The sequence below is a fragment of the Sphingobium sp. GW821-FHT02B05 genome (genome assembly GCF_059421905.1).
This window is the reverse complement of the sequence record NZ_JBWKVW010000005.1, coordinates 120,336-145,252: the sequence shown is the minus strand read 5'-3', so window position 1 is coordinate 145,252 and position 24,917 is coordinate 120,336. Positions and strand designations below refer to the sequence as shown.

26 protein-coding genes are annotated in these 24,917 nt (G+C 59.2%); 11 read left to right on the top strand and 15 right to left on the bottom strand.

Going from position 1 to position 24,917, the window contains the following annotated elements:
• Positions 1–10: 10 nt before the first annotated feature.
• Together AC07UX_RS16040 and AC07UX_RS16035 are read right to left on the bottom strand one after the other, a co-directional pair.
• On the bottom strand, positions 11–715 hold the full coding sequence (locus AC07UX_RS16040; protein ID WP_495192988.1) for a DUF4238 domain-containing protein: 705 nt from the start codon (positions 713–715) through the stop codon (positions 11–13).
• Positions 712–1,749: a DUF4238 domain-containing protein gene (locus AC07UX_RS16035; RefSeq protein WP_495192987.1), complete on the bottom strand. Its 1,038-nt coding sequence runs from the start codon at positions 1,747–1,749 to the stop codon at positions 712–714. Before AC07UX_RS16035 ends, AC07UX_RS16040 begins: the two co-directional genes overlap by 4 nt.
• A 141-nt stretch (positions 1,750–1,890) precedes the next feature.
• On the opposite strand from AC07UX_RS16035, the gene AC07UX_RS16030 reads away from it, so the two are divergent.
• The 6 genes from AC07UX_RS16030 (at position 1,891) to AC07UX_RS16005 (ending at position 8,662) form a co-directional block, all read left to right on the top strand.
• A complete protein-coding gene (locus AC07UX_RS16030; protein WP_495192986.1) occupies positions 1,891–2,088 on the top strand; it encodes a hypothetical protein in 198 nt (65 codons plus the stop codon).
• A gap of 252 nt (positions 2,089–2,340) precedes the next feature.
• Complete coding sequence (locus AC07UX_RS16025) at positions 2,341–2,559, top strand: hypothetical protein (protein ID WP_495192985.1); 219 nt, start codon at positions 2,341–2,343, stop codon at positions 2,557–2,559.
• Positions 2,549–3,067, top strand: a complete 519-nt coding sequence (locus AC07UX_RS16020; RefSeq protein WP_495192984.1) for an RNA polymerase sigma factor — start codon at positions 2,549–2,551, stop codon at positions 3,065–3,067. Before AC07UX_RS16025 ends, AC07UX_RS16020 begins: the two co-directional genes overlap by 11 nt.
• On the top strand, positions 3,051–3,992 hold the full coding sequence (locus AC07UX_RS16015) for a FecR family protein (RefSeq protein ID WP_495192983.1): 942 nt from the start codon (positions 3,051–3,053) through the stop codon (positions 3,990–3,992). Before AC07UX_RS16020 ends, AC07UX_RS16015 begins: the two co-directional genes overlap by 17 nt.
• Positions 3,993–4,067: 75 nt before the next feature.
• A complete protein-coding gene (locus AC07UX_RS16010; protein WP_495192982.1) occupies positions 4,068–7,013 on the top strand; it encodes a TonB-dependent receptor in 2,946 nt (981 codons plus the stop codon).
• Positions 7,013–8,662 (top strand): FAD-dependent oxidoreductase, encoded by a 1,650-nt coding sequence (locus AC07UX_RS16005; protein ID WP_495192981.1) that lies wholly within the window; start codon positions 7,013–7,015, stop codon positions 8,660–8,662. The genes AC07UX_RS16010 and AC07UX_RS16005 overlap by 1 nt, the downstream gene beginning before the upstream one ends.
• Before the next feature lie 353 nt (positions 8,663–9,015).
• Here AC07UX_RS16005 and AC07UX_RS16000 read toward each other — a convergent pair whose 3' ends face one another.
• The 6 genes from AC07UX_RS16000 to AC07UX_RS15975 form a co-directional block, all read right to left on the bottom strand.
• Positions 9,016–10,296 (bottom strand): cation:proton antiporter, encoded by a 1,281-nt coding sequence (locus tag AC07UX_RS16000; RefSeq protein WP_495192980.1) that lies wholly within the window; start codon positions 10,294–10,296, stop codon positions 9,016–9,018.
• Between the two features lie 27 nt (positions 10,297–10,323).
• Positions 10,324–10,728 carry a host attachment family protein gene (locus AC07UX_RS15995; RefSeq protein WP_495192979.1) on the bottom strand — a complete coding sequence of 135 codons (405 nt, stop codon included), beginning with the start codon at positions 10,726–10,728 and terminating at the stop codon, positions 10,324–10,326.
• Between the two features lie 97 nt (positions 10,729–10,825).
• Entirely contained in the window at positions 10,826–11,449 is a 624-nt protein-coding gene (locus AC07UX_RS15990; RefSeq protein ID WP_495192978.1) for a hypothetical protein, read from the bottom strand.
• A 25-nt stretch (positions 11,450–11,474) separates the two neighbouring features.
• A complete protein-coding gene (locus AC07UX_RS15985; protein WP_495192977.1) occupies positions 11,475–11,780 on the bottom strand; it encodes a hypothetical protein in 306 nt (101 codons plus the stop codon).
• A 126-nt stretch (positions 11,781–11,906) separates the two neighbouring features.
• Positions 11,907–12,416, bottom strand: coding sequence for a YciE/YciF ferroxidase family protein (locus tag AC07UX_RS15980; protein ID WP_495192976.1), 510 nt, complete (start codon positions 12,414–12,416; stop codon positions 11,907–11,909).
• A 314-nt stretch (positions 12,417–12,730) separates the two neighbouring features.
• The gene (locus AC07UX_RS15975; RefSeq protein ID WP_495192975.1) at positions 12,731–12,919 is read right to left on the bottom strand and encodes a LysR substrate-binding domain-containing protein; all 189 of its coding nucleotides are present in this window, start codon (positions 12,917–12,919) and stop codon (positions 12,731–12,733) included.
• Between the two features lie 433 nt (positions 12,920–13,352).
• Between AC07UX_RS15975 and AC07UX_RS15970 the strand changes: the two genes are divergently transcribed.
• Positions 13,353–14,012, top strand: coding sequence for a S24 family peptidase (locus AC07UX_RS15970; protein ID WP_495192974.1), 660 nt, complete (start codon positions 13,353–13,355; stop codon positions 14,010–14,012).
• Positions 14,013–14,170: 158 nt separating this feature from the next.
• On the opposite strand, the gene AC07UX_RS15965 is transcribed toward AC07UX_RS15970, so the two are convergent.
• The 5 genes from AC07UX_RS15965 to AC07UX_RS15945 all read right to left on the bottom strand — a co-directional run bounded on the left by AC07UX_RS15965 (position 14,171) and on the right by AC07UX_RS15945 (position 16,978).
• Complete coding sequence (locus AC07UX_RS15965) at positions 14,171–14,674, bottom strand: S24 family peptidase (RefSeq protein ID WP_495192973.1); 504 nt, start codon at positions 14,672–14,674, stop codon at positions 14,171–14,173.
• Between the two features lie 261 nt (positions 14,675–14,935).
• Positions 14,936–15,484 carry a hypothetical protein gene (locus AC07UX_RS15960; protein ID WP_495192972.1) on the bottom strand — a complete coding sequence of 183 codons (549 nt, stop codon included), beginning with the start codon at positions 15,482–15,484 and terminating at the stop codon, positions 14,936–14,938.
• A gap of 87 nt (positions 15,485–15,571) precedes the next feature.
• Positions 15,572–16,000, bottom strand: a complete 429-nt coding sequence (locus AC07UX_RS15955; protein ID WP_495192971.1) for a hypothetical protein — start codon at positions 15,998–16,000, stop codon at positions 15,572–15,574.
• A gap of 51 nt (positions 16,001–16,051) precedes the next feature.
• Entirely contained in the window at positions 16,052–16,393 is a 342-nt protein-coding gene (locus tag AC07UX_RS15950) for a hypothetical protein (RefSeq protein WP_495192970.1), read from the bottom strand.
• Between the two features lie 72 nt (positions 16,394–16,465).
• A complete protein-coding gene (locus tag AC07UX_RS15945; RefSeq protein ID WP_495192969.1) occupies positions 16,466–16,978 on the bottom strand; it encodes a helix-turn-helix domain-containing protein in 513 nt (170 codons plus the stop codon).
• A gap of 229 nt (positions 16,979–17,207) precedes the next feature.
• Between AC07UX_RS15945 and AC07UX_RS15940 the strand changes: the two genes are divergently transcribed.
• Positions 17,208–17,840 carry a tyrosine-type recombinase/integrase gene (locus AC07UX_RS15940; RefSeq protein WP_495193020.1) on the top strand — a complete coding sequence of 211 codons (633 nt, stop codon included), beginning with the start codon at positions 17,208–17,210 and terminating at the stop codon, positions 17,838–17,840.
• 316 nt (positions 17,841–18,156) lie between these two features.
• Here AC07UX_RS15940 and htpG read toward each other — a convergent pair whose 3' ends face one another.
• Both htpG and AC07UX_RS15930 read right to left on the bottom strand, forming a co-directional pair.
• Positions 18,157–20,043: a molecular chaperone HtpG gene (htpG, locus tag AC07UX_RS15935; protein WP_495192968.1), complete on the bottom strand. Its 1,887-nt coding sequence runs from the start codon at positions 20,041–20,043 to the stop codon at positions 18,157–18,159.
• Positions 20,044–20,267: 224 nt separating this feature from the next.
• Positions 20,268–20,432 carry a hypothetical protein gene (locus AC07UX_RS15930; protein WP_495193019.1) on the bottom strand — a complete coding sequence of 55 codons (165 nt, stop codon included), beginning with the start codon at positions 20,430–20,432 and terminating at the stop codon, positions 20,268–20,270.
• Between the two features lie 322 nt (positions 20,433–20,754).
• Here AC07UX_RS15930 and AC07UX_RS15925 point away from each other — a divergent pair, with 322 nt between their 5' ends.
• From AC07UX_RS15925 to AC07UX_RS15915, 3 genes are all read left to right on the top strand, one after another.
• Positions 20,755–22,377 (top strand): hypothetical protein, encoded by a 1,623-nt coding sequence (locus tag AC07UX_RS15925; protein ID WP_495192967.1) that lies wholly within the window; start codon positions 20,755–20,757, stop codon positions 22,375–22,377.
• A 396-nt stretch (positions 22,378–22,773) separates the two neighbouring features.
• A complete protein-coding gene (locus tag AC07UX_RS15920; protein WP_495192966.1) occupies positions 22,774–24,420 on the top strand; it encodes an FAD/NAD(P)-binding protein in 1,647 nt (548 codons plus the stop codon).
• A complete protein-coding gene (locus AC07UX_RS15915; protein ID WP_495192965.1) occupies positions 24,417–24,917 on the top strand; it encodes a DUF1543 domain-containing protein in 501 nt (166 codons plus the stop codon). Before AC07UX_RS15920 ends, AC07UX_RS15915 begins: the two co-directional genes overlap by 4 nt.

The window sequence follows — 24,917 nt, the reverse complement described above, 5'->3', positions numbered from 1 at the left end:
CTGGGCGTCGCTATTCGGCGAAGCTTTCGGTGGATGAATAGAGATACTGCCAGGCGTTCTTGATCGTCATGCGATTGATGCCGGCGATCTCGTCCGCGTCCGGCTTGCGAGTCACCGGTCCGAAATTCCGGTGCGCGGGGTCGTTCGACAGAAACAGGCAATGGCGGCTCGACAGCGGCAGCAGCATCGTCGGCTTGTTGGTGAAGTCGATCAACGGATTGCTGGAGGTCAGGAACCGTTGGTCGCTGCCCGGCGGGATCACGTTGAGCGCATAATAGAGCGGAACATAGCTCTCCCAATTGTCGAGTGCGGTCTTCAGCCGGACCACAAGCCAATAATCCTCGCTCCAATGGCCGACCTTGTCGGGATGGACCGTCTCCAGCTCGCGCCGCAATCGAGGCTGGTTATGGTGCATGAACGAAATCGCCATGGCGAGCTTGCGGATATCGGCCGGGAACTGACCCTCGAGAATCTCCGTGATGACCTTCGACGCCATACCATCGATCACCGCGATCTGCTTCTCCGCCCAGTCCGGCGCATAGCCGGGCGGTGGATTGCGCAAGCTGTTCCAGCGCTTCTTGAACCCGAAGCGCTCATGATTGCCCTTGGTGATCTTCCCCGTCTCGCTGTCGAGCCGCCACAGCGCGCCGGCCTCGGTCTCGAACCGCTTGAGATAATAGCGCGGCGTATAATGGTGCCGCTTCGAGACCGTCATGGCATCGCCTCCGGTTCATCGGCAGGGGCTTCCGGCGCCGCCGACTTCCGTTCGCACTCGCGTGGTCCGTCCCACTTCGGCTTGTCGGGACGCGGGCCGAAAATCAACTGACCGAACGCATAATAGCCGCCTTCGGGCGCCGGCACGCGGTCGAGCTGTGCCACCGGCGACAGCGCAGCGGTGCCCGCGATCAGCGACGCTTCGCGCGTATCGGACGCGAAGATCGTGTGGTAGCCGAAGCGGCAGATCAGCCGGTTGATCCTGGCAACCGCCTTGCGGTCGGTGATCGTGCGGTGGCCGATGTCCGGCCGGCGCGGACGGCTGCGACCGCGCAGGACCATCCGGGTCGTCACCGGAAACAGCAGCTCGATCCGGCCGGCTTCCTGCGCAATATTATAGGGTCGCATCGCCGGCGTCGGGACGCGCGGGTCATAATAGATCACCGGATTGTCGCTGGTGAGGAACGCGTGATCGGACGCGTTGTGCAGCACATCGAAGCTGAGCGTGGCGAACAGCTTGCCCATGTCGTTGAGCGCGTGCGCCATCATCTCGAGCGATTTTTGCGGGTCGATGGTGACCTGGATCTTCTCCATCAGGTCCGGGAAGCCCTCGGGGAGCGGCGGCAGCTTCCCGGCGGCGTGCATGAGCAGCGCCTGTGTGTGCACCGAGTGGCCGAGGTGCAGCTCGGCGGGATCGCGGAACGCCGGCACCCGCACGCGCATGAGGCCGAGGAAGGTGATGATATGCGGCGCGGCTTCAAACATCGCCTCGCGGTTGGCGAGGGCTGTGACGATTGTCGGCCACTTCGTCTCGATCTCGCTGAAGATCGCCTCGAGTCGATCGTCGTCGCGCGTACCCTCATCGTCGAACTGCGAATAATAATAGCGCTCGAAGCCGGTCGACTCCGGGCGCTGCCGGAAGGGCCGGGCAGAATCGTCCTTGCGGAAGACCTGCAGCTGCCCCGAGCCATCGCAGAAATTTTTCAGATAAGTGACCGGGACATAATGGTGACGTTTCGGCATCGAGAAGAACATAATCAAAACATCGGCGCGCTGCGAGGCTGATTCTGGCCGCGTCAATCATTTCGTATCAAATTGAACGGCTTAGGCGCTGCGGAAAAGGCGGCGTGCGCATCTATAACGGCGCGGCACGCTGGGCGATCCGGCTCGATGCCGGTGACCTCATTTCAGACCGACTATAAGGCGTGGCTGGCGGCCGATCCGCCGCACTACATCGTACTGCTGCGCGCGCAGGTTGCCTTGGCTTGGCTCGATCGCGGCCGGGCTTTGCGCGGTCTGGTCGAGAAAGATGTAACGGAGGAAGACATGCCTGAATCCGAAGATCGGGCACCGCAGATTATCGGCTGTGGCTAGACGAGCGCAACTGGGAAGTCTTCAAAACGATAGACACTGATAACAAGCTCGGCATCGGCGGCAACGGTCAGAAAAAAGTTGGGTGGACCTCGTTTGAGATCGCCGGGAAGTGACATCGCCGTGCCTCGCGTTGCGGTCACAGTGGGACCTGTATCCTTACGTTGTCGATCGAAGCCGCCATTCGGCGTGCGGCCTCGTTTTGGGCATCCAGAATGAGAAAGCAGACCGACCGCAGCTGGGAACGGAAAATCGATGGCTGAAGGGCAGCAAAGGGTCGTTCAAGTAGGCGCTTCCATGCTCAATAAACGCTATTCGACCTGCCTTATGGTGATGATGTTGCCGCTAGAAAGCGGTAAAAAAGAATCTATGACGGAAAATGCTCTGCCGCGTCTCTTTGACCTGAGAGAGGAGAAAGAACACGGAACGCGAGGCATTGGCGCGATGGGTTGGGCGAGAGATATTGCCCCATGAACGCGACCTGCGCATCTGGTTGCGGCGACAGGTCGTTGCCGCCGCAGATGTGGAGGATGTTGTGCAGGAATGCTATTGCCGCCTCGCCCAGTTGCACGACGTGTCCCACATCACCGCGCCCCGTGCCTATCTTTTCATCATGGCGCGCAATATCGTGCGTCGTCAGCGCGAGCGGGCGCGGGTCGTGCGGATCGATCCTCTTGCCGCGACGATGGAGGCTGAGGCCGATTTTCTGACGCCCGAGCGCGTGGCGCAGGCGAGGCAGGAGTTGGGCCGGGTGCAGGCGGCGCTCGCTACGCTCTCCGATCGCGCGCGCAGCATCTTCATCATGCGCCGGATCGAGGGGAAGAGCCAGAAGGCGATTGCGCAGGCATTGGGCATAAGCGAGACGATTGTGGAGAATGAGGCGAGCCGGGGTCTGCGCACGCTTCTGAGGCACATGACGCAGGCGGATACGGAACAGGGTCAACCCGAAGCAACGGGAGGCGCGCATGTCAGGCAGCGTTGAGGATATGGCGGCGCGCTGGGCCATGCGCTATCCGCTCGATCCCGATCAGCAGGCAGCGTTCGACGCTTGGCTGGCGCTGGACCCGCGACACGCAGGCGCGCTGCTGCGAGCGCAGGCCGCTCTTTCCTGTATGGACGACGCGCTGGTCGCTGATGCCGATCACTCTTCCAACGCCCCCTTCTGGACCCGCCGCACATGGCTAGCGGCCGGGCTGGGAGGCAGCATTGCGGCTGTGCTTGCGGGCGGCCTTGGCCTGTCCCGATGGATGGGGCAGCATGTTGCGACCGAACGGGGTGAAATCCGCCGCTTGCCGCTTGGCGACGGATCGGTGGCGACGATCGACAGCGACAGCGATTTGCACGTCGCGCTGGGTGACGAAGCGCGCCGCATCACGCTCGCTAGGGGGCAGGCCTGGTTTCAGGTCTCCAAGGATCGCCGTCGCCCCTTCATCGTCGATGCAGGTCTGGCACAGGCGCGCGCGATCGGCACTGCCTTTTCCGTCAGCCGCACCGACAAGGGCGTACAGATTGCCGTCACCGAAGGCACCGTCGCGACATGGGCGAAGGATGGTGGCGGGTCGATGACAATCCTCAAGGCAGGCGATTTCGCTACCTTCGAGGCCGGCGCACTGGTGCCCGTCACCGGCAATGCGCCACAGGCGATCGAGCGCGGGCTCGCATGGCGCATGGGGGAAATCGCGCTGGAAGGCGACACACTGCGTGACGCCGTGGTCCGCTTTAACCGCTACAATGCGCAGCAGCTCGTCATCGTCGATGAAAGCCTCGCCAACGAAAAGTTGATCGGCCTGTTTCGCATCGACAATCCGGCGGGGTTTGCCCGCACGCTGGCCGCCTCGCTCGATGTGACGGTCACGGTCACACCCGACGCCATCCGCCTGTCTCGCAAAAAAATCGATACGATCTGACGGAAAGTCCATCTGCCCGGCTCTTGGTTCATAAGAGCGCACCAGCAAGCAGGGCGCCACGACAGGGGAGGACATATGAAGACCGCGCTCGCCCATCTTCTTGGCACCGGGGCTGCGATCATCTGTTGCATCGGTACGCCCGCCGACGCCGCTGCGCAGATCCGCCGTTTCGACATTGCGCCCCAATCAGCCCGCACCGGCATCCCCCTTTTCGCTAAGCAGGCGCGAATCGAGATATTGGTAACGGGCGCTGCGGCGGAAGGCGTCAGCCTGCGCCGTCTTCAGGGCACCATGGATGTGACGCAGGCGCTTCGTCATCTACTGACCGGCACCGACCTCGTCATCACGAAGGCGGGGACCGCCATCGTCCTGAAGCGCGAGCGGCCGGCGACCCCCAGTGCCGCCGCCTTCATGGTCGCGGCTCCTGCCTTCGCCCCCGCGACGCAAGAAGGCGATGCACCTGCCGCCACCGTCGCCGAACCCGCCACGCAGGACATCATCGTCACCGGTATCCGCGCCTCGCTCCAGGAATCTATCAACGTCAAACGTGCCGCTGGGAACATCGTCGACGTCATCACCGCGCAGGACATCGGCAAGCTGCCCGACCAGAATGTGGCTGAATCGATGAGCCGCATTACCGGCGTCCAGATCACCCGCCGCGAAGGCGACGGTTCCAACTTTACCGTGCGCGGAATTTCCCAAAACCGGCTGGAAATCAACGGGCGTACTTTTCTAGGGCCGGGGGCTGGCGGCAGCGCATCGCTCGAATCGATCAGCCCGGAAATCATCGGCAGCATCGTCGTGTCGAAATCGCCGACTGCCGATATGCCCGAGGGCGCGCTCGGTGCGACCGTCAACCTCAAGACCAAGCGGCCGCTCGACCTGGACGACCTTGTCAGCGGCCGGTTGCAAGGCGCCTATACTGATCAGGCCGATCATCTGGGCTATCGCGGATCGGCGCTGATCTCGAAAAATTTCGACGACCGGCTCGGTGTCCTGGCCAGCGTCGCCTATTCCAACACGCATACGCGCGGCCAGTCCTTCGATTCAGGCGGCTGGACCCGCACCGACGCGATCGATGGCAATGGCGACGGCATCAACGACCCCGGCCTTTTCCGGCCCAACCGCTTCATGGCGCGCATCTACGACCGCAAGGAACAGCGGCTGACGCTCAACAGCGCGATCCAGTTTCGCCCGGCGGACGATTGGGAGATCATCCTCGACGGCACCTATTCGCGGCTGAAGCGCGAGCGCAACAGCGCTAACTATCAGGTGCTGTTCAACAATAATGACGTCAACGCCGTCGCGGACAAAAATGGCACGGTCGTCAGCGGCACCTTCACCGGCGTCACGCTGCGCCCGCTCATCTATGATGAGCCGACGGAGTTCCGCTCCACCAACATTGGCTTCTCGACCAAATATGACGGCGATATCGTCAAGATGTCTGCCGATGCGTCCTACAGCAAGGGAAAGGGAACGGACGGCGGGCCGGGTGCGTCCTTCACCTATGTTGTCGTGCCGCGCACCGGCAATACCACCGACGCCAGCTATGATTTCTCGCGGGGCGGCCCTGTGCCCGACCTGTCTCTTCAAACCGATTTCGACCGCGACGACCCGTCGCAATATCAGCTCGCCTCGATCTTCGAGAATGATTTCCGCACCGACAATAGTGGCTATGACGCCCGGCTCGACTTCGACATCCGAACCGATTGGGGACCGCTCAGCTCCATCCAGGTCGGCTCACGCTATGAGAATATCAAATTTTATTCGGAATCGCCGCAAAACGTTCCATCGGCTGCCAGCTTGCTGGCGCGAGGGGACAAGAATGGGGACGGCATCATCACCGTCGATGAAATGCCGGGCCTCAATTATGACAACAGCATGGGCAGTTTCTTCCCCGGCGTCTCCGGCAATTTCCCGCGCGACATTTTGACCGGCACCGTGGACAAAGAAGCAGCGCGCGACGCCTTTGGCCTGCCGATCCCGCGCGCAGACACGATAGCGCTTGGCCGTGTTTCCATCCGCGACGTCAATCAGGACACGCTGGCCTTCTACGTTCGCGCTAATTTCAAGAGCGATATCGGCGCCATGCCCGTCTCCGGCAATGCTGGGGTGCGCTATATCTCGATCGAGCGCACATCGGCGGGCTTCCTCTCCGACACGCAGCCTACGGCCAGCAAGTCCCGCTTCGACTATTTCCTGCCGAGCGCCAACCTCTCGGTCGAACTTACACCCAGCCTCATTTTCCGCGCGGCCGCGGCGAAGGTCGTCGCCCGCCCCAGCCTCAGCGATGTGGGCGTCAGCTTCGTACCGCTCATCGTCTCGCGCACCGGTTCGCGCGGCAACCCCAATCTGCGTCCATTCGAAGCGACCCAATATGACGCGACGCTCGAATGGTATTTCGCCCCTTCGAGCGCGCTGACCGTTGCGGGTTTCTACAAGGACGTGGATTCCTTCACGATCAACACCACCCGCGCCGAGTTCGTCCCTGGACTCTCTACCGGGGCTGACGACCTGTTTCAGATCACCCAGCCGACCAACGGCCGGTCGGGCACGATTAAGGGCGTGGAGCTCGCCTATCAGCAATCGCTGCGTTTCCTGCCAGCCCCCTTCAACAATCTCGGCATCCAGACCAACTATACCTATGTCGACAGCAAGACCCCGCTGGTGGACGAAGCGACCCAGCTTGCGTTGCCGCTGCCGGGCCTGTCGAAGCATAGCTACAACCTCATCGGCTTTTATGAGGACAAGACGCTGTCGGTTCGCGTCGCCTATATTCACCGCAGCAAATATCTTCAGGGTCAGGGAAGCGCGGCATCGGGCGGCAGTTCCTACATGCAGGCGCGCGGCCAGCTCGACGCATCGGCGCAAATCAACCTGACCAGCAATATCCGACTGACAGCGGAGGCGATCAACCTCACCCGATCGATCGAGCGGCAATATCTGCAAGACCCCGCGCGCCTGTTGAGTTCGCTGCGCGAAGATCGCCGCTTCTTCTTCGGCGTGGCGGCGACCTTCTGATGCGGACCCGCTTCAAGCATCTGCTGCTCGCCGCCGCCGCGCTCCTCTCCGGCGGCGCCAGCGCCGATACGAAAGGCGCCGCATCCCGATCGGCGGATATCGTCATCTATGGCTGCACATCGGCGGGCGTCATCGCCGCGATCGAGGCGCGACGGCATGATCGCAGCGTGCTGCTCGTCTGTCGCGACGCCTATGTCGGGGGCATGACGACCAATGGCCTCAGCTGGTCGGACACGGGCAATCATCGTGCGATCGGCGGCCTCTCGCTGGAATTTTACCGCCGGGTGAAGCGCCATTATGACGATCCCGCCGCCTGGAACCTCGCCAAGCGGCCCGCCAACGCCCCCAATTTCATCGATGACGGCGCGATGTGGCAGTTCGAGCCAAAAGTCGCCGAGCGCATCTATGAAGATTGGCTGAAGGACTCAGGGGTCCCCGTGATCCGGTCCCGCCCCATCGATCGCCGCCCCGGCGCGGTCGAGGTGAAGGGCGGCAAGATCGTTGCATTCCGCGCCGGGAGCGGCGAGCGTTTCACAGGGCGCGTCTTCATCGATGCCACATATGAGGGCGATCTGATGGCGGGTGCGGGCGTTCGCTTCGCCGTGGGTCGTGAGGCCAACGCCACCTATGGCGAGACCCTGAACGGCGTGCAAATGGCGAACAGCAACAATCACCAGTTCATGCTCGACGTCGATCCCTATGTCGTCCCGGGCGATCCCGCCAGCGGCCTGCTGCCGCGCGTCACCGCCGACAAACTTGGGCAGGACGGTTCGGCAGACAACCGCATCCAAGCCTATACCTTCCGTATGTGCCTGACCGATGTGCCTGCCAATCGTGTACCCTTCACAAAGCCTGCAGGCTATGACGCGCGCCAATATGCGCTGCTCCAACGCTATATGGATGCAGGCTTCCGCAACTTCTTCCAGAAGTTTGATCGCATCCCCAACGGCAAGACCGACACCAATAATTTCGGTGCCTTCTCCTTCGATGATATCGGCATGAACTATCGCTATCCAGAGGGGAGCGATATGGAGCGCGCGGCCATCATCCGCGAGCATGTCACCTATCAGCAGGGGCTGCTCTGGTTCATGGCCAACGATCCGGGCGTGCCGGCGGAAACCCGCACGGAAATGGCGCGCTGGGGCCTGTGCAAGGATGAATTTACCGGCAACGGCAACTGGCCGCGCGAACTCTATGTCCGCGAAGCACGGCGCATGGTGTCGGATTTTGTGATGGCGGAGCCGCACCTGCGCGGCGCCAAGTCCACCCCCCGGCCGATCGGGATGGGATCCTACAACATGGATTCCCACAATGTGCGCCGCATTGTCGACGCACGCGGTTTTGTTCGCAACGAAGGGAATATAGAGGTCAGCCCCGACCGCGCCTACCCGATCAGCTACGACGCGATCGTGCCGAAGCGTCAGGAGGCGACCAACCTGCTGGTGCCGGTGGCGCTCTCCGCGTCGCACATCGCCTACGGGTCGATCCGCATGGAACCGGTGTTCATGATACTTGGCCAGTCTGCCGCTGTGGCAGCCTCGCTCGCGGTTGATGGCGACATCAGCGTCCAAGATATCGCTTACAAACGTCTGCGAAAAATACTGCTCTTGGAAAGTCAGGTCTTAGATACATTCCACGGAGACAAGTAGGGCTCGTTCGACCAAAGCGGACCTTCGGGACGTGGGGCAGCGATTTAAGTCACTGAACTACTGGGAAGGGTCGGTTGTGATGGCCAGGACTGAGACAGTCCTGACGTTCCCCTCCAATATTTGCTTCAGCGTCGCGACGCGCTGTGGCGTCAGCCGCGAGACATGCGATGGACAAGTAGATCGCGAGCGCCGCTAATCACTCGGCGGTCGAATGCTCACAATAGGCGATCGCTTCGCGACAATTCCTTGTAATCGCGTAGTTGATCGTCGTGCGTGCGCGGCTTGTGGAGCTTGTTACAAATACCGGGCCGCGTCTGAAACTACGGTTTCCCGGAATAATATCTACATCCCGGCTATTCGCTGGCAAGGTCCGCGCGATCTGGGTCACGGCCTTGCTGACGGTCCAGCGACCGCATGATCGGCGTGACCGTCAGGCCATGGAGTATGATGGAGAAGAGAACGACCAAACCTACCAGTCCCCATAGTCGATCCGCATTTGCGACATTCATATGGTTGAGGCCATAGGCGAGATAATAGATCGACCCCACGCCGCGAATGCCGAAAAAGGCCAAGGTCAGTTTCTCAGTCCGATCAGCCTTCAATCCGCCAAGGCCTATCCATCCTGCAAGTGGCCGAACCATCAACAGGATGATCAGCGCTACAGCGACATCCATCCACGTCACGGGCGACAGCAGGCCGCTGACCAGGGCGCCGCCAAACAGGAGCAGCAACACCATCATGGCGAGCCGTTCGATCTGTTCGGTCACGTCATGCATGTCGTGGTGAAAATCATGATCCCGGTGCGTGCTCCGGAATGTCAGGGCGGTGACGAACACCGCGAGGAAGCCATAGGAATGGATGATTTCGGTCAGGCCATAGGACACGCATGTCGCTGCCAGCGCAATTAGGCCATCCCCGGTCTGCGCAAGCTTGGATTCAGCCGAGACGTGGAAGGTCAACCAGCCAAAAAGCCGACCGATCGCCCATCCGCCGCCTATGCCTGCCAAGACCTCCCACGCGACCCTGTAGCTCAGCCATTCGCCAAACCACGGCTGGTCTGTGCCAGCCACGGCGCCTAGCGCAATAGCGAGATGGACGAACGGAAAAGCCAGCCCATCATTTAATCCCGCCTCCGACGTTAAACCAAAGCGCACCTCATCTTCATCGCCCGCTTTTGGTGGTCCCACCTGAATGTCGGCGGCCAGGACCGGGTCTGTAGGTGCAAGGCTGGCACCAAGTAGCAGGGCGACGGCCCAAGGCAAACCTAATGCCCAGACTGTAAAAAAGGTGATAGCCAGGATGCAGAGCGGCATGGTGATAGCCAGCAGTCGCCACGTCACCAACCAATCACGCCAGCGAAAAATCCGATCGATTTTCAGGCCTGCGCCCATTAGCGCGATGATCACCACAAATTCGGTGAATCGCTCTGTGATCTCGGGGTAGAGGTTAGGGAGCGGTCGCAAAGTGACCTGCGGCAAAGAGAAAAGCGCTGCCCCCAGCGCAATGCAAACAATTGGCAGGGACAAGGGCAATTTCTTCAGGACGAGTGGCAACCAGACCACCAATGCGGTCAGGAGGCCAAATCCGGTAAGCAGTAAGATATAGGGGTCGGGAAGCGGCCAGTGGAGGTTCATCGAGATAGCACCGCTTCCATCATGGCATCAGGCGGCCGCAATCGTCTTTTCAATATCGGACATCGCATGGCCGGTCAGATCCTTGGAAATCTCGCCGACCAGCACAGCCGATAGTGCCTTGTGATAATGTTTGCGCAGTTCGCCCAATGTACGCGGTGCGGCGACGATAACGAGATCGGCGATCTTGCCGTCCAGCACCTGCTTGTTAAGGAATTCGGCCGTTCCAGCCGCGAAGCCGTCTTCTTGAAGCTGGCTGTCAGACGGATTGGCAGAGCTGCTTCCATGGCGTCCGCCCGACCCGTGATTGTCGGACGATATCGCCGCATCGGGCAATGCCGTGAGCTTGGGCGCGTTTTCGTCCCCACTATTATGGAACAGGTTCAGCTTTGCGCCATCGACTATGGCGATGGTCGCGTTCTTGGGTATTTTCATGAAAATGTCCTTTTTATCGACCGATATATGGCCGCGCGCGACGAATCAAAACGCCCCGACCTGTAAAGGCCGGGGCGATTTGGTGGCGAACCAACGATCAAATTACGCCGGACGATGAACCATAGAGCGCCCGGTCCCGCTCGACTTCCGCGCGGGTATAGGGTTGCGCACTCTCGTCGAACCGGCTCCAGCCCGTATCGCGATAGGCCTGACCCCGCGTGGCGGCGTCGACTGAGCGATGACGCTCAAGAACGGCTTCCGCTTCGATCACCCTGTCGTCGGGCACCTTGGCGCTGACCAATGTGCCACCACGACGGACGCTTTCGGAATAGATTTCGGCGTCTTCCTCGGAATGACCAGCATTTTTGAGCGCGCCGACAATGCCGCCGGTCGCCGCGCCGCCCGCAGCCCCGATCGCTGCGCCTGCTGCCGTTGCAGCAAGCCATCCTGCTGCCACGATCGGACCCAGGCCCGGAATCGCGAGCAGGCCAAGGCCTGCCAGCAACCCGCCTGCCCCGCCAAGCGCCGCTCCGGTCGTAACACCGCGAGTGACATCGCCATCCTCGTTGACGCCGTCACCGTCATGGCTGCCGTGCGCGCCATCGTTGTTGTTGGCGACGATGCTGAGATCGTCATGGGCAATGCCGATGGCTTCCAGGTCGCGCACGGCGTTGGTCGCATCGGCATAACTGTCGAAAAGGCGTGTGACGGTCTGAGACATGGGTCTCTCCTAAATTATGTAACTGTTAGCGAACGGTGACGTTGCCCTTAAAGTCGAGCATGACCGTCTGCTGTTTTCCGCCCTTGCGAGCCATGCTGTGCCACAAACCGTCCTTCTTGGTCAGCTTGCCGACCTGTGTGTAGCCTGCCTTCATGAAGCGGCCGCGGGCCTGGTCTTCGGTGAAGGAGTTGGCGCCCTTTGCCGGTGCAGCCATTTTGTGGGGCGCGCTGTCCTTTACAGCGGGGTTGTGGGACCCGTCCTGGTGCGTCTGCGCTCCAGCGGCGGTCATGATGAATCCGGTCGCGCAAAGGGCGACGATCTGGCGTAGCATGTCTGATCTCTCCTGATGATCATGACGGATGTGGACGCACGACGCGCTTCACGATCCGTCGTCAAATTATGTATTGGAATCGAAAGAGCGGGCACCTGCCATCCCGACGGATGGCAGGCTTCCGGGTCAGGCTTCTTCGGCTTCCGCCTTCGAATTGACGACAGTTTCAGCCAGTTTCGTCATATATTCGTCGCCACCATAGATGTCCTTGGTCGCGTCGCGCAGCTTCTTGCTGTCATCCTTTAGGCCCAAGGCCTTGGCATAGGCGGCCGCCGTGCCGAAGCCGGCAATGCCATAATGGGTCATACGCTGATATTGCGCGACGATGATGACGTCGAGCAACGGGCCTTTTTTCGGTCCTTCCTCGATGATATGCTTGGTCGCTTCCTCCACAAGGCCTTCCATGCCCTTGCAATGTTCCTTGGCGACCTTCTCGTCCTGACCCGCGATCAGTTCTTTCAAGAGATCGGTATGGCCGGCGATTCCTTCCTGCGATTTCGACAGCATGTCCTTCAGGCCTTCGTCGCTGGCCTTGGTCGTGATCTTCTTGAGCACACGCGCCATCTGGTCATTAGCTGACCAGAGATCCTTCAGCTCGTCGGTGTAGATATCCTTGAAATCTTCGGGCGTCGACATGTGCGTTCCTTCATCGGTGATGGCTGGGCCGCCCGCGTCCTGAAAAATGGATCAGCCAACGGTGATGGCAAAGAGAGAACGTGGGACGACGCCATCCGGGCCCGGCTGAGCAAAAATGTTTTCTGCCTTACTGCTCAAGCACCCGCAAAATGTGGGAGTAGCTACGGAGAACCTGACCTTCCGCAGTTGGGAGCCAGAAATTTGCAGCTGAGGGTCCGATAAGGGTCGGTTTCCGATGAATTGTCGTTTCATAGCGAACATCGCGTGATGCAACTCTGCTCAGACATCGCGCGGGAAACCGGATGCCCGATGGTCTATAAGCACCCGAACCGCAGGAGGGAGACCTCGCCGCGTCGTAAGACTAGATGCACGATCCCCTGTAGTCCACGCCAAGCCGGCAGCACGCGGACCAGCCTTCCCAACTGCAATGCTTCGCGGCAGACATGATCGGGCAGGATCGCGACACCCAAGTCCTGAATGGCCGCGTGCCTGATGGCCGCCATTTCGGCGCACCCCATGCGCGGGGGACATGGATGCTCCACCTACGACCGTCCTCCTTCTCGAGATGCCATTGCAGATCATCGGCCTGTCGTGCATTGCCAGCGCCGGCGTCAAGGCAAGCGGAGAGATACCTTCCAGTTGGCTGGCTAACTGGGGACTTGTGACCATTGCGGGTCGATTTAACTAATGGCCGCATAGTCAGCGCAGAGTCGCTGTCGAGCGTGGCGCGGACGCATAGGGCTAGGTCAATCCGCTCCTCGATCAGGTCGACCGCGCGATCCGTCGCCACCAGTTGTAGCCGCACCTTGGGTTTTTGAAGCCCTGTCAGGGATAATCCTATCCGTCGATCCTGCTACGAAAAACCGTGACAGAGCATATCTATCCAGATCGGCGAGGATTTAGCTGGCGGCACAGGGCATTTCGCCTGATATTCACATGGAGGGAACCGTTATGCCGCCAGATGTCCGCTTGACGCTTGATAGGCTGATTGCAGCCAGCGGTGACAATTATGCATTCATCTCCACTTTGATCGGCAGGAACACTGCCTACATCCAGCAGTTTATAAAGCGCGGCGTCCCAAGGAAACTGGCTGAACGTGACCGTATTATTCTGGCGCGCTATTTCAATGTTCCGCAAGCCGTGCTGGGGGCACCCGACAATGCTGGTCCGTCCGATAGCCACTATAACATCATCATGGTCCCGCGCCTCGCAATTGGCGCATCGGCAGGATTCGGTTCGGTATGTCCAAGCAACTTGTCAGAACAGCTCATTGCGCTCGATGCCGGCTGGCTTCGGAGTCTGAGCGCGCATCCGCACCGTCTGTCGCTAATCCGGGTGGATGGAGAGTCGATGCATCCAACCTTACAACATGGCGATGACCTGTTGGTGGATCGTGAGGATGCCCATGAGCAGTTACGAAACGGCATCTACATCTTGCGACTGGATGACGCGCTCATGGTCAAAAGGGTCGTGACAGAGCCGTCAAACTCCTCGCCCCATATCGTTAGCGATAATCCGCTTTATCCAGGCTGGATCGCTTCCGATGCGATCAGCATCGTAGGTCGAGTGATTTGGGCAGGGCGTGTTTTGCGCTGATGCCGCCAGCACCCCATGGATCGTACGATACGCCCGCTGCTCCATCCAAAAAGTCGGACCGACTCGTCATCATAGCATTTCATGGCCCCTTAATCCGCCCATCCCTCCGAAATGGATGAAACGTGCGCCATCCAGATTCTCAAGCGAATTTCGCCAGCCTAGAATAGCTTGCGCGCTTTCCAGATGACCCGGCCTACAATTTCCACCCGTTTCGTATCAATTTCGTTAAACGGATTGACGTTCGCATCATCGGTCTGGATCGAGAAGCGATAACTAGCATCGCGTGCGACATTCCGGATCAGCAAAGCCTGGTCCAGCCGCAGGACGAACAGGCCAGCTTTCCCTGTCACATCATGATCGCCGTGATCGACCATTATCTCGTCACCACTCAACAATGTGGGAGCCATGGCGTCATCCTCGACGCGGCAGAAGGAGATATTCTCTGCTGTAACGCCCAATTGACCAAGCCATGCAGGATCGACATTGACGGCACCTAAATTGGCACCAGGGCGGGGCGCCGCATTTTTGTCGCCCAGCATCAGGCAGCGAACGCTGCGGAACGCGGGACCTGAAGCGCCGGCCACTTCTGTGGCACCGCCCGTTAACAGCTCCTCCGCAACGCCGAAATGCGCTGCCAGGATCCGGCGATCACCCTCGTTCAACCGACGAGGCGTGCCCCTTTTGATGAATTGCTGGAGATACGACCGGTTTCGCCCCAGCAATATCGAGACGCTGGAATAGGATTCCCCCCTCTCCATAATAAGGCTCTCAAGGACCTGACGCGATTGCTGCACTATCGTTCATCCCTGTCTTCCTCTTTGTTTTACAGATGGGTAATGCGCTTGGCAAATCTGTACGTTAGGGAAATAAACTGAGGCGTCCCGTATATTCAAAATCTGCGTCAGAAGAACAGCGGCAATTGCCTAACGAAAAATACTGGGATGAGCGGATAAGGATTTGGCGCCGGTCGCCGCTTCCATCCACCGATCCATTGCCTGACCAGCTTTGTCGGTCAGGGCCAGATAGATGCGCCGATGATCTCGCTTGTCCGGCACACGATGCACCAGACCTGCATCTTCCAGTCCCTTGATATGCCGCAGTGCCGTAGTTGGAGGTACAGCAGACGCGATGCACGCGCTGCTTATGGAGATGTTCTTCTGGTTGAGCCTGGCGCGATAGAGATCAAGGAGGATGTCCCAGGCCGGGTCGGCAAACAAATCTTTGGCAAGCAGATCTTCCCGATAACGACGCAGTGCATAGAGATGGTCGACGAACCTGGTGCCTCCAATCTCCCATTTTGGACCAATGTCCCGGGGAGGCAGGGGAACTGACTTTCCTATTGGCGCAGTGACCGCAGAATATCGCATCCACGCATTCTGCATCAAATATTCAAACTCCGCGCCCATCTTGCGTGCAAAGGATTCAAACGACGGCGGAGTCGGTTGAACTGCTTTAGGGGACCCATTTTCCATTATCGCCTCCTGATGGCGCCGATCGCGCGCAGGCCTGCATTCGCGCCGTTGGTATCGGCTTACGTTTCAATCCCGGATCGCAAAGGCTTATATTTCCAAAGGTCCGCGCCGCGCGCGTGCAGCGCGGCGGTCAAGGGCAATGCCGCGAACCATGAAAAGCTGCATGGGTATCGCCCAGAAATTCTGAAGCGATTGATAAACAAGAGGTGTGACATGCGGCTGCCAGATAGTCGCCAGATGGATCAGCACCGCCAGCATTTCACAGGCCGCAGACCAGATCAACCAATAGCGGTCGGATTTGAGGACAAGCGTGAGCAGCGCCGAGAAGCACAGCATTTCTATGACCAGCAAAGGCCATTCGGTGCCTTGCCAGCTATGCTCGAGCAGTCCTGCGACCAGGGTCGCACCCGATCGCAGGAACATCAATGCCCCGGCCAGCCGTCCAATGTGGCCGCCTGCCGCTACCGCATAGATGCAGCAGCATAGTGTCATGATCCAGTAGAGCTTCAAGAGCATGGCTGTGGTGATCCGGCTTCCTCCGATTGACCACAGCACATGATCCGGGCGTTAGGCAACCAGCTGGAACGAAGGCTGCGCGCTGACGGGGCAGGCTGGCCCGGGCGAGCAGCCGATTTCGACATGACGGAGTTCGGAATCCATCTTCATCTCGATCAGTTCCCGATGGGCATCGACGAACGCCGCGCGACCGGCGACGATCGTGGAGAAACCCTTAGCGAGATATTCCAGGGCAGGCTGGGTAGCTACGTCGCTCAACTTGGCCTCATCGAACGCATCGAGGACACCGGCGGTGAGATCGGTCATCTTCTTGAGGGATGCGTCGATGGCATTCTGGGCGCGGCCCAGATTGACGACGACCTTACGTGCAACTTGAACGCTGACTTGGGACATAGAGCCTCCGTTTGCAGCCCGATGGGTCTGCATTGCAGTTGTTGAGATTTGGAAGTGAGCCGTATCTCTGGCTCAAGAAAGAAGATTGAACGCACCCCTGGCAATGACGATGATGGCGGTCGCCGCGATCATCAGAAAGACTGCCGCACGTCCAATTCCAAGAAATTTACCTAAGGCACCCAGTTCATCGGTTGACCCCCATGTTGGCGGAAGACCGAGCCGAGAAGGCTCTTCAGCCGGCGCCTCCATCTGGAAGGCAACATTCTCTGGTTCGGACGGTTCTGCAACGGCCGGTGAGTTATATATAACTCTGTTATACAGGCACTGCCCCTCGAAATCCGCGAAAATCCTTGCGGCATCACGCCGGTTTGTAGCTCCCAAGGTTGATGCGGCGCGGCTTAGATATATGTTCACGGTATTGTGGCTCAGGCCGATCACCGGCGCGATCTCCTTCGAACTGCGCCCCGCAGCTGTCAGGCGCAAACATTCTTTTTGCGGGTCGGACAGCTTCGAGATGCGATCCTCCACCATTCGTCTCCCAGGCGAATATCCCATTAACCATATTTTGAAGGAAAATTCCTTCAAAAGGTAGCGCCAATTCGGTTCGGAATCGGTTTTTTATCATAGCGCAACCCGACCTTGGGAAATGCTGGTCCAGCGCGGGCGAATGAGCCTTGCTCCGCTGCGAGGGCAGACCGACGGCTTGGCTTGGCCAATCAGCCGGGTGGAACCCAACGGCGGACCCTTCGATAAGGTGCGCGATTCTCTTTTGAGCGTTTCCTCTTTTGGCCATTGTGGCCGCAGGAGAAGTGTCATGGGATTATCAGAATTTGATCCCGCCGCTCGGGAGCGAGTTTCGTGGAATGCGGGGCGCAAAGTCGGAGCGAAGCGAGCGCTCAAGCCGCGCCAGATTTGGGCTGTGCGTTTCTTTCTTGATCAGCATGGACGGCTTCGGGATCGTGCACTTTTCGATCTCGCAATCGATAGCAAACTGCGGGGCTGCGATCTGGTGAAGATCCGGATTAGCGACATCGTTTGCGATCGGAAAATTCGGACACGAGCCACCGTCGTTCAGCAAAAAACAGGCAGGCCTGTTCAGTTTGAGCTGATGGACGATGCTCGCGCCAGCCTCCTTAAATGGCTTGAGCTTCGGGGTGGTTCGCTGGAGGATTACGCCTTCCCGAGCCGGACCAATCATTCTGCCCACATAAGCACAAGACAATATGCACGGCTTGTCGATGAATGGGTGACAGGAATTGGTCTGCCCGGTGAGGACTACGGTACTCATTCTCTTCGGAGAACCAAGGCGTCGATCATTTATAAAGCGACCGGAAATCTCCGCGCCGTCCAGATTTTGTTAGGACACACCAAGATCGAAAGTACGGTCCGCTATCTCGGAGTGGATGTGGAAGACGCTTTGACATTAGCAGAAGGTACAGAAATTTAAAACTGATGGTTCCCCGCTACGGCGGGGAGCCCCAGAGCCTCTGGTCGCAGTTGTTCCATGCCATTCGCAAGCTTTAATGATAGAAAACGAGACTGTCCGCAGCTGAGAATGGAAAAAGGGCGGTTGAGCGTTTGGGAAGGGTCGATCACAGGAAGTCGGCTTAAAGGGTCGGTCTGGCATTTGACGCTGCCATACTTCCGGTGTCGACCGTTCCCATTCATGGGCAAACGATCGGCACTCTTATTCCCGCCTCCGGCCGAGCTTTTCATAGCCTGACCTTATACAAGTGCAAACCTCGTTGCCGGGGCATGATGCGTCAGTTCAGCGATTTCGCCATCAACCGCTCCAGCCGCTCAGCAAAAGCGCGAGGGTCGGCGGGCGCCTGACCTTCGGCGATGCGCGCCTCGTCGAGGAGCAGGAAGGCCAGGTCGCTTCTTTCTTCGTCGCTGGCCCCGGTCTGGCCGAGCTTGGCGATCAGCGCATGGCCGGCATTGACCTCCAGCACCGGCTTTGCTCGCTCGGGCGCCGGTCCGGCCGCGGCCAGCATCCGTTCGAGCTGCAGATCCATCGCGCTTTCCGACGCGACGAGGCAGACGGCGCTGGTCGTCAACCGGTCGGACACCCGGACGTCGGACACCTGGTCGGCTAAAGCTTCCTTGGCAAAGCTGATGAAGCTGCTCACATCCTCGCTAGGCGCGACCGTCGCTGCGCTGCCTTCAGCCAGCGGGACCAGGCTGAGGTCCGCCGCGCCTTGGGTCACCGACTTGAAGGGCTTGCCGTCATAATCCACACCGACGGTCGTCCAGAAACTGTCGACCTGGTCGGGGAGCAAAAGAACCTCGATCCCTCGCGCCTTGAAGCCCTCGAGCTGCGGCGATTGGGCGATCCGATCGAGATCGGTTCCCGTAGCAAAATAGATCGCGGTCTGGTTATCCTTGAGGGAGGCCGCATAGTCCTTGAGCGAGCGCCATTCGCCGTTCGACGTGCTGGTCTTGAACCGAGCAAGGTCCAGCAACTGTGCGCGTCGCTCGAAATCCTCATAGAGGCCTTCCTTGAGCACCGCCCCGAAATTCTCCCAGATCGCGTGATAGCGGTCAGCATCGCTGGTTGCTATCTTGTCCAGTTCCGACAGGATGCGGTTGCTCACGCCCTTCTGAATCGCGGACAGAACTGGGCTGTCCTGGATCATTTCACGCGACATATTGAGCGGCAAGTCGGCAGAGTCGACAAGGCCCCGCACGAAGCGCAGGTAGCGAGGCAGGATTTCCGCCTCGTCGGTGATGAAGACGCGGCGGACATAGAGCTTGATCCGTCCCTTACGATCGGGATCGAACAGGTCGAACGGCTTGGTTTCGGGGATGAAGGTCAGCACGGAATATTCGTGCCGCCCCTCCGCGCGATAGTGGAGCGTCAATGCGGGCTTGTCGAATTGGCCCGCGACGCTGCGGTAGAAGTCGGCATAATCCTCTTCGCTGATATCCGACTTCGCCTTTGTCCAGAGCGCCGCCCCATCAGCGACCTGGCACTCTTCCTCTTCGCTACCCAGCTCCTTGATGAAAATGGGCACGGGGACATGGCCCGACTGCGCCTTCACGATCCGCTCGACCGTGTAACGCTCGGCATAGGTCTTTGCTTCATCCAGCAGATGGAGGGTCACTCGCGTGCCGCGGGTTGGCGCCTCCGCTATGTCCACTGGCGCGATCGTATATGTTCCCAGGCCATCCGACGACCAGCTGGCCGCCTCATCCGTTCCCGCGCGCCGCGACACGACATCGACATTCCCAGCCACCATGAACGCGGAATAGAAGCCGACGCCGAACTGGCCGATCAACTGCTGGCCCTCGCCATTCTTGTCGGCGGTCAGCTTGTCCATGAAGGCCTTGGTCCCTGACCGCGCGATCGTACCCAGCGTCCCTCCCATGTCGGCGGCGGTCATGCCGATACCATTGTCCTCTATGACGATTGTGCTGGCCTCTTTGTCGAGCACCAGCGTGATGCGCGGCTGCGGATCGTCGCCGAACAGGGCCGGATCGGAAATTGCCTCATAGCGCAGTTTCTCGCATGCGTCGGCCGCGTTGGAGATCAACTCGCGCAGGAATACGTCCTTGTCGGAATAGACCGAGTGCACCATCATGTGCAGCAACTTGGAAACGTCCGCCTCAAAGGCATGCGTTTCAGGGGCGCTCACGGTGTCGGTCGTCATGGGTCTTAGCTCTCTCATGTTGCAGGCTGTGCGACGGTCAGATGGATCGAATGCGATTTCCATTCAAGAGGCGAGCTTGAAAGCTCCGCCCTACCTGGCCCTGCCTGTTAAAGCCGGTGCCTGCCGGTATTTCCTCGCTACCTTTGTGTCACGGCAAGTTTGCGCAAGGATTCCTCGATCTCACTGCCACAATAGGCATACCCATTCCCTGATTGACGCCTTGTTCAGTTGCACCAGGGCAGGCTCATTTTGCAACCGGGCGACATGGATGCGACGTGCGGCGCTACCTCGTTCAAAGTGATGGCGATAACGGAAAAGCGATCCGCCGTAGTGGTCCCTAAGGTCGAGGTAACGATTTCGGCCATGCCAACGCTGTCTGTTCCAAGCAGATATCACGTCTCCTTCCTCAAACCATGACGTGCCCCAGCCGCTTTCCAAATCGCCATCGGCCCCGTTGCGCCGTCTCCTGGAGTGAAACGCAGACCAAACCGGACCGACCGCAGCTGAGGAGCAAAAATTACAGGCTGAGCGTCCGATAAGGGTCGGTCATGCGCGGGATGCGACAGGAAGGGGTCTGAATGGCTCATCGCTAAATCTAAATGAGCCAGCAAACATTTCGCCATAGGCTAGACCTATAGTGCGGGCAAAATTCCATATTTGACCTCAGATTGAAGAGGATGCGACCAAAGTGGCCAATTAGGAGATGGATTGATGCACGCCGAGCACACCCAAAGCGCCCGTAGGCTACGCGTCCGTCTCTTTTCAATCGCCGCGCTGTCGCTCTCATCCCTTTTCATCTCGCCTGCTGCTGCCGAACAGTCGACGAGCGATCTTGACGCCGCCGTTGATCCAACGCGGTTGCGTCGGATCGCCACGATCGATTCCCGCTTTCAATCCTACAATGTCGAGATGATCGAGGTGACGGGCGGCGCATTCTGGAAGCCCTATGGTTCGACCGGCAGTTCCTCGCCCACCTCTGACGGTGCCCAACTTGGTGTAGACAGGAGCCAATTCGACTATCGCCCGCCGATCGATCTTGCCAATGCCCGCCTCCGTCTCCTCGCCCGATCGCTTGGGCCTGCCTATGTTCGGGTCGCTGGCACCTGGGCCAATAGTGTCTATTTCGCCAACAGCGACAAGCCGCCTGAGAAAACGCCCGATGGGTTCGAGGGCGTGCTCACCCGCCAGCAATGGCGTGGTGTGATTGCGTTTGCCAAGGCGACAGATGCTAAGATCATGACGTCCTTCGCTATCAGCACTGGCGTGCGGGATCATGGTGGCGCATGGACTCCGGATATGGCCAAAAGCTGGCTCACCTACACTCGTGCGCTTGGAGGCACCATTGCTGCCGCCGAATTCATGAACGAACCATCGATAGCCGGCATAAGCGGTGCCCCCAAAGGATATGACGCAGCCGCTTATGGCCGTGACTTCAAATCCTTCCGCGCATTCGCTAAGAGACACGCGCCTGGCATGCTGATCCTGGGCCCTGGCTCGGCAACGGAAACGCCCGGGGCCTGGGGCATGCCGCCTGATATTCCTGGATCGATACCCAGCGCCGACCTGCTTGCACGCGGTGGATCAGACATCGATGCCTTCTCCTATCATCATTATGGCGCTGCCTCGGTCCGATGCGAAGCGTCTCATATGCCGCAAACCCGTCTGGAGGACGCGCTGTCCGAACAATGGCTGGCCCGCACCAGCGACACGCACGCCTATTATGCGTCCCTGCGCGACCGTTATGCGGCAGGGAAACCAATCTGGATGACCGAGGGTGCCGACGCGGCTTGTGGCGGAAATCCTTGGGCAGGAAGCTTCGACGACAGCTTTCGCTATCTCGACCAACTCGGCCGGTTGGCAAAGCAGGGCGTCCAAGTTTCGATCCATAATACGCTCGCCGCCGGAAGCTACAGTCTGCTGGATCCGGAAGATTTCAGCCCCAAGGCCAATTATTGGGCCGCTCTGCTCTGGCACAAGCTGATGGGTGAGACCGTCCTCGACGCCGGAGTTCCACTCCAGTCTGGCCTTCATGTCTATGCCCATTGCCAGACCGGTCGGGCAGGCGGCGTCGTGATGCTTATCATCAATAACGATGCCGCCCGTTCCGCATCGATCAGCGTGCCCCGCAAGCGCTGGCGCTACACGCTTTCCGCGCCGGATACGCCCTCAATGGGCATCAAGCTGAATGGAAAGCTGCTGCAACTCGGCGCGAATGACACACTTCCCGCGATTGCTGGGATCGTTGAAAAATCGTCCTTCGCAAGTTTCGCGCCACAAACCATTAGCTTTCTCGCGATGCCCGAGGCTGAGAACCCTGCCTGCAAGCAGCATTAATACAGGCCTGCAATCGGCCAGTCTGGGGGCAGAAATTGAATAGCTGTCCTTCCGCTCTTGGTGCCCAAATTTTTGCTGTTAAGGGGCCGGAAAGGGTCGGTTTTGCCACGCGCCGGACGATGCATAGTGGCTAAGTCGGCGTTCATCGGCGCTGCTATGGACGACATCTCTCGACAAAAACAGATGTTAAAAAAATCTTGGAGTTGCAGCGTTGAAAAGGAAATCGCGCAAAGGCTCAATCTCCGTCGGCCTCAAGGTCTAGCGGTGTTCTAGATTTGCAGTGGCCAACGGTATCTCAAGGGTGTGTAGGACAACTACGTCACCGACGGCGAGATGATTTTTGATGTGCCGTGCTCTGAGATGGCACCACTCCGGCATCTACGCATTCTTAGCCGAATGACCGCATCCATTGCCTTTGTCGGTGCCGGACCGACCACCCTTTATACGCTTAAGGCGTTTGTTGAGCATGCAGCCCGCCCCGCGCGGATCACCATCTTTGAGCAACAGGCGCGCGCTGGTCTTGGTACGCCGTATCGGCCGGGGTGGAACGATCCGGCCATGCTTTCGAACATCGCGAGCGTTGAAATCCCACCGCTGTGCGAGACGCTTCTTGCCTGGCGCAACCGTCAAAGCCGCAAACGGCTCATAAGTTTGGGAATCGATCCCAAGGACGTTGATGACCGCGCTTTCTATCCGCGCGTTGCACTGGGGCGATACTTCCTCGACCAGTTCGACAGGCTCGTGGACGAGGCGCGTGATAGAGGGTTCATGGTCGATATTCGAACCGGGCATCGTGTTCTGGACATGTCCGTCCAGGGCAATGGCGTTCAATTGGAGATTGAAGGGGAGGACGAGGACATAGCCGACAATCGTTTCGACTTTGTCGTCATGGCGACTGGCCATCAGTGGCCGGAGGAGCCTGAGGCACGGCCTGGCTATTTTCTCAGCCCATGGCCAGCTTCGGCCCTTAAGCGCATCAACGCCGTCAACGTTGGCATTCGCGGGAGCTCCCTAACGGCGATCGACGCCGTCGTCGCCTTGGCCACCGCGCATGGCGCATTCATCGATGGTGCGGATGGCAGCGTTGAATATCGGATCGGAGCGGGTTCGGAAGGACTTCGACTGACGATGATGTCGCGCAAGGGGCTGCTGCCTGAAGCCGATTTCTACCATCCGATACCCTATGAGCCACTGGCCTTTTGTTCGCATGAGGCGATCGCAACACTGATCGAGGCTCAGACCGAGGATCTTCTCGGGCAGGCCTATGCGCTTTTCAAGCAGGAACTGGCGCACGCCGATCCTGCTTATGCCGATCATGTCGGGCTGGCTGATCTGGCCTTGGAAGATTTCGCGGAGCGCTTCTTCGCCGACCGCGTAGATGCTGATCCGTTTGAATGGGCCGCCTCAAATTTGCGGGAGGCGCAAGCCAATTTCGATCAAAAAATCACGGTGCCTTGGCGCTACGCGATCCTGCGGATGCACGAGGTGCTGGCGCTGATCATCCCGCATCTTGACGAAGAGGCGCTGGATTCGTTCGGCAAGCATTTGAAGCCTGCCTTCGTCGATGAATATGCGAGCGTGCCCCATCTCTCCATCCAGCGACTCCTCGCTTTGCATCGTGCGGGCCATCTTGACGTGCTCGCGCTTGGGAACAACTACCGCGTGGAAACGCACGGCGCAGAACCCGGCGTCAATGTCGTCATTAATGGAAAGCGGCGTCACTATAACGTGTTCATCGATGCGACGGGCCAAAGCCCGCTCGAAGCCGACGATTTCCCATTCCCTACGCTTCTTGAACAAGGCATCGTTCTGGACGCGCAAGATGCAGGCGCAGGTGCCACCAAGGGTATCTCGGTGGATGAGACATTCCACCCTGCATCTCCTGATCCGCGCGCGGAACGGCTATTCTGTCTCAGCCTTCCCTTCATCCTGGGACGTCATCCCTTTGTACAGGGGATCACCAGTTCGCACGAGATGGGCGGTATCGTGGGCGAGGAACTCGCTCGCATGATTGCTGCCCCTGTTCGGGCTGACGCGGCATGAAATTGTTCGCAATCTACATCGGCGGCGAACATCCTGCCGCTCACATAGAAATTCATGATGTACGGTTCATAGTCGCACCGTCTTTGAAGGCGACCCATGATGCGCTTCGACGCCAGTGGTGGGGCACGCCTGGCACGCTGCATATCGATTGCTGGGCCGAGATCGACCATGCGGACGGTTACGACGTTCAGCTGCGGCCGGAGCCATATAAGGGGCGCGAACGGCTCTATTTCGTCAATCTGGGTGGTTACGATCCGGCTGACTTCGCCGAACAGCATCGCAATATGTTCGTCGTCGCTGAGAATGTGACTCAGGCCAAAGCACGCGCGATGGCAACGATTCCTGCGTGGAAGGAAGGCCATCGCGACGATCTATATGAGGCTGAGAAGGCGTTCGCTCTCAATGAAGTTATTGGCGAAAAACTTCACATCCACTTGATCGTCACCGAAACGGCGCGACCACCGAAGTTTGCCTGCCGTTACACCCCTCTAAAGTAA

Coding starts and splice junctions, on each gene's coding strand:
- AC07UX_RS16040 (WP_495192988.1), bottom strand. CDS start 715: ATGACGGTCTCGAAGCGGCACCATTATACGCCGCGCTATTATCTCAAG.
- AC07UX_RS16035 (WP_495192987.1), bottom strand. CDS start 1,749: ATGTTCTTCTCGATGCCGAAACGTCACCATTATGTCCCGGTCACTTAT.
- AC07UX_RS16025 (WP_495192985.1), top strand. CDS start 2,341: ATGGCTGAAGGGCAGCAAAGGGTCGTTCAAGTAGGCGCTTCCATGCTC.
- AC07UX_RS16015 (WP_495192983.1), top strand. CDS start 3,051: ATGTCAGGCAGCGTTGAGGATATGGCGGCGCGCTGGGCCATGCGCTAT.
- AC07UX_RS16010 (WP_495192982.1), top strand. CDS start 4,068: ATGAAGACCGCGCTCGCCCATCTTCTTGGCACCGGGGCTGCGATCATC.
- AC07UX_RS16005 (WP_495192981.1), top strand. CDS start 7,013: ATGCGGACCCGCTTCAAGCATCTGCTGCTCGCCGCCGCCGCGCTCCTC.
- AC07UX_RS16000 (WP_495192980.1), bottom strand. CDS start 10,296: ATGAACCTCCACTGGCCGCTTCCCGACCCCTATATCTTACTGCTTACC.
- AC07UX_RS15995 (WP_495192979.1), bottom strand. CDS start 10,728: ATGAAAATACCCAAGAACGCGACCATCGCCATAGTCGATGGCGCAAAG.
- AC07UX_RS15990 (WP_495192978.1), bottom strand. CDS start 11,449: ATGTCTCAGACCGTCACACGCCTTTTCGACAGTTATGCCGATGCGACC.
- AC07UX_RS15985 (WP_495192977.1), bottom strand. CDS start 11,780: ATGCTACGCCAGATCGTCGCCCTTTGCGCGACCGGATTCATCATGACC.
- AC07UX_RS15980 (WP_495192976.1), bottom strand. CDS start 12,416: ATGTCGACGCCCGAAGATTTCAAGGATATCTACACCGACGAGCTGAAG.
- AC07UX_RS15975 (WP_495192975.1), bottom strand. CDS start 12,919: ATGGCGGCCATCAGGCACGCGGCCATTCAGGACTTGGGTGTCGCGATC.
- AC07UX_RS15970 (WP_495192974.1), top strand. CDS start 13,353: ATGGAGGGAACCGTTATGCCGCCAGATGTCCGCTTGACGCTTGATAGG.
- AC07UX_RS15960 (WP_495192972.1), bottom strand. CDS start 15,484: ATGGAAAATGGGTCCCCTAAAGCAGTTCAACCGACTCCGCCGTCGTTT.
- AC07UX_RS15955 (WP_495192971.1), bottom strand. CDS start 16,000: ATGCTCTTGAAGCTCTACTGGATCATGACACTATGCTGCTGCATCTAT.
- AC07UX_RS15950 (WP_495192970.1), bottom strand. CDS start 16,393: ATGTCCCAAGTCAGCGTTCAAGTTGCACGTAAGGTCGTCGTCAATCTG.
- AC07UX_RS15940 (WP_495193020.1), top strand. CDS start 17,208: ATGGGATTATCAGAATTTGATCCCGCCGCTCGGGAGCGAGTTTCGTGG.
- htpG (WP_495192968.1), bottom strand. CDS start 20,043: ATGACGACCGACACCGTGAGCGCCCCTGAAACGCATGCCTTTGAGGCG.
- AC07UX_RS15925 (WP_495192967.1), top strand. CDS start 20,755: ATGCACGCCGAGCACACCCAAAGCGCCCGTAGGCTACGCGTCCGTCTC.
- AC07UX_RS15920 (WP_495192966.1), top strand. CDS start 22,774: ATGACCGCATCCATTGCCTTTGTCGGTGCCGGACCGACCACCCTTTAT.
- AC07UX_RS15915 (WP_495192965.1), top strand. CDS start 24,417: ATGAAATTGTTCGCAATCTACATCGGCGGCGAACATCCTGCCGCTCAC.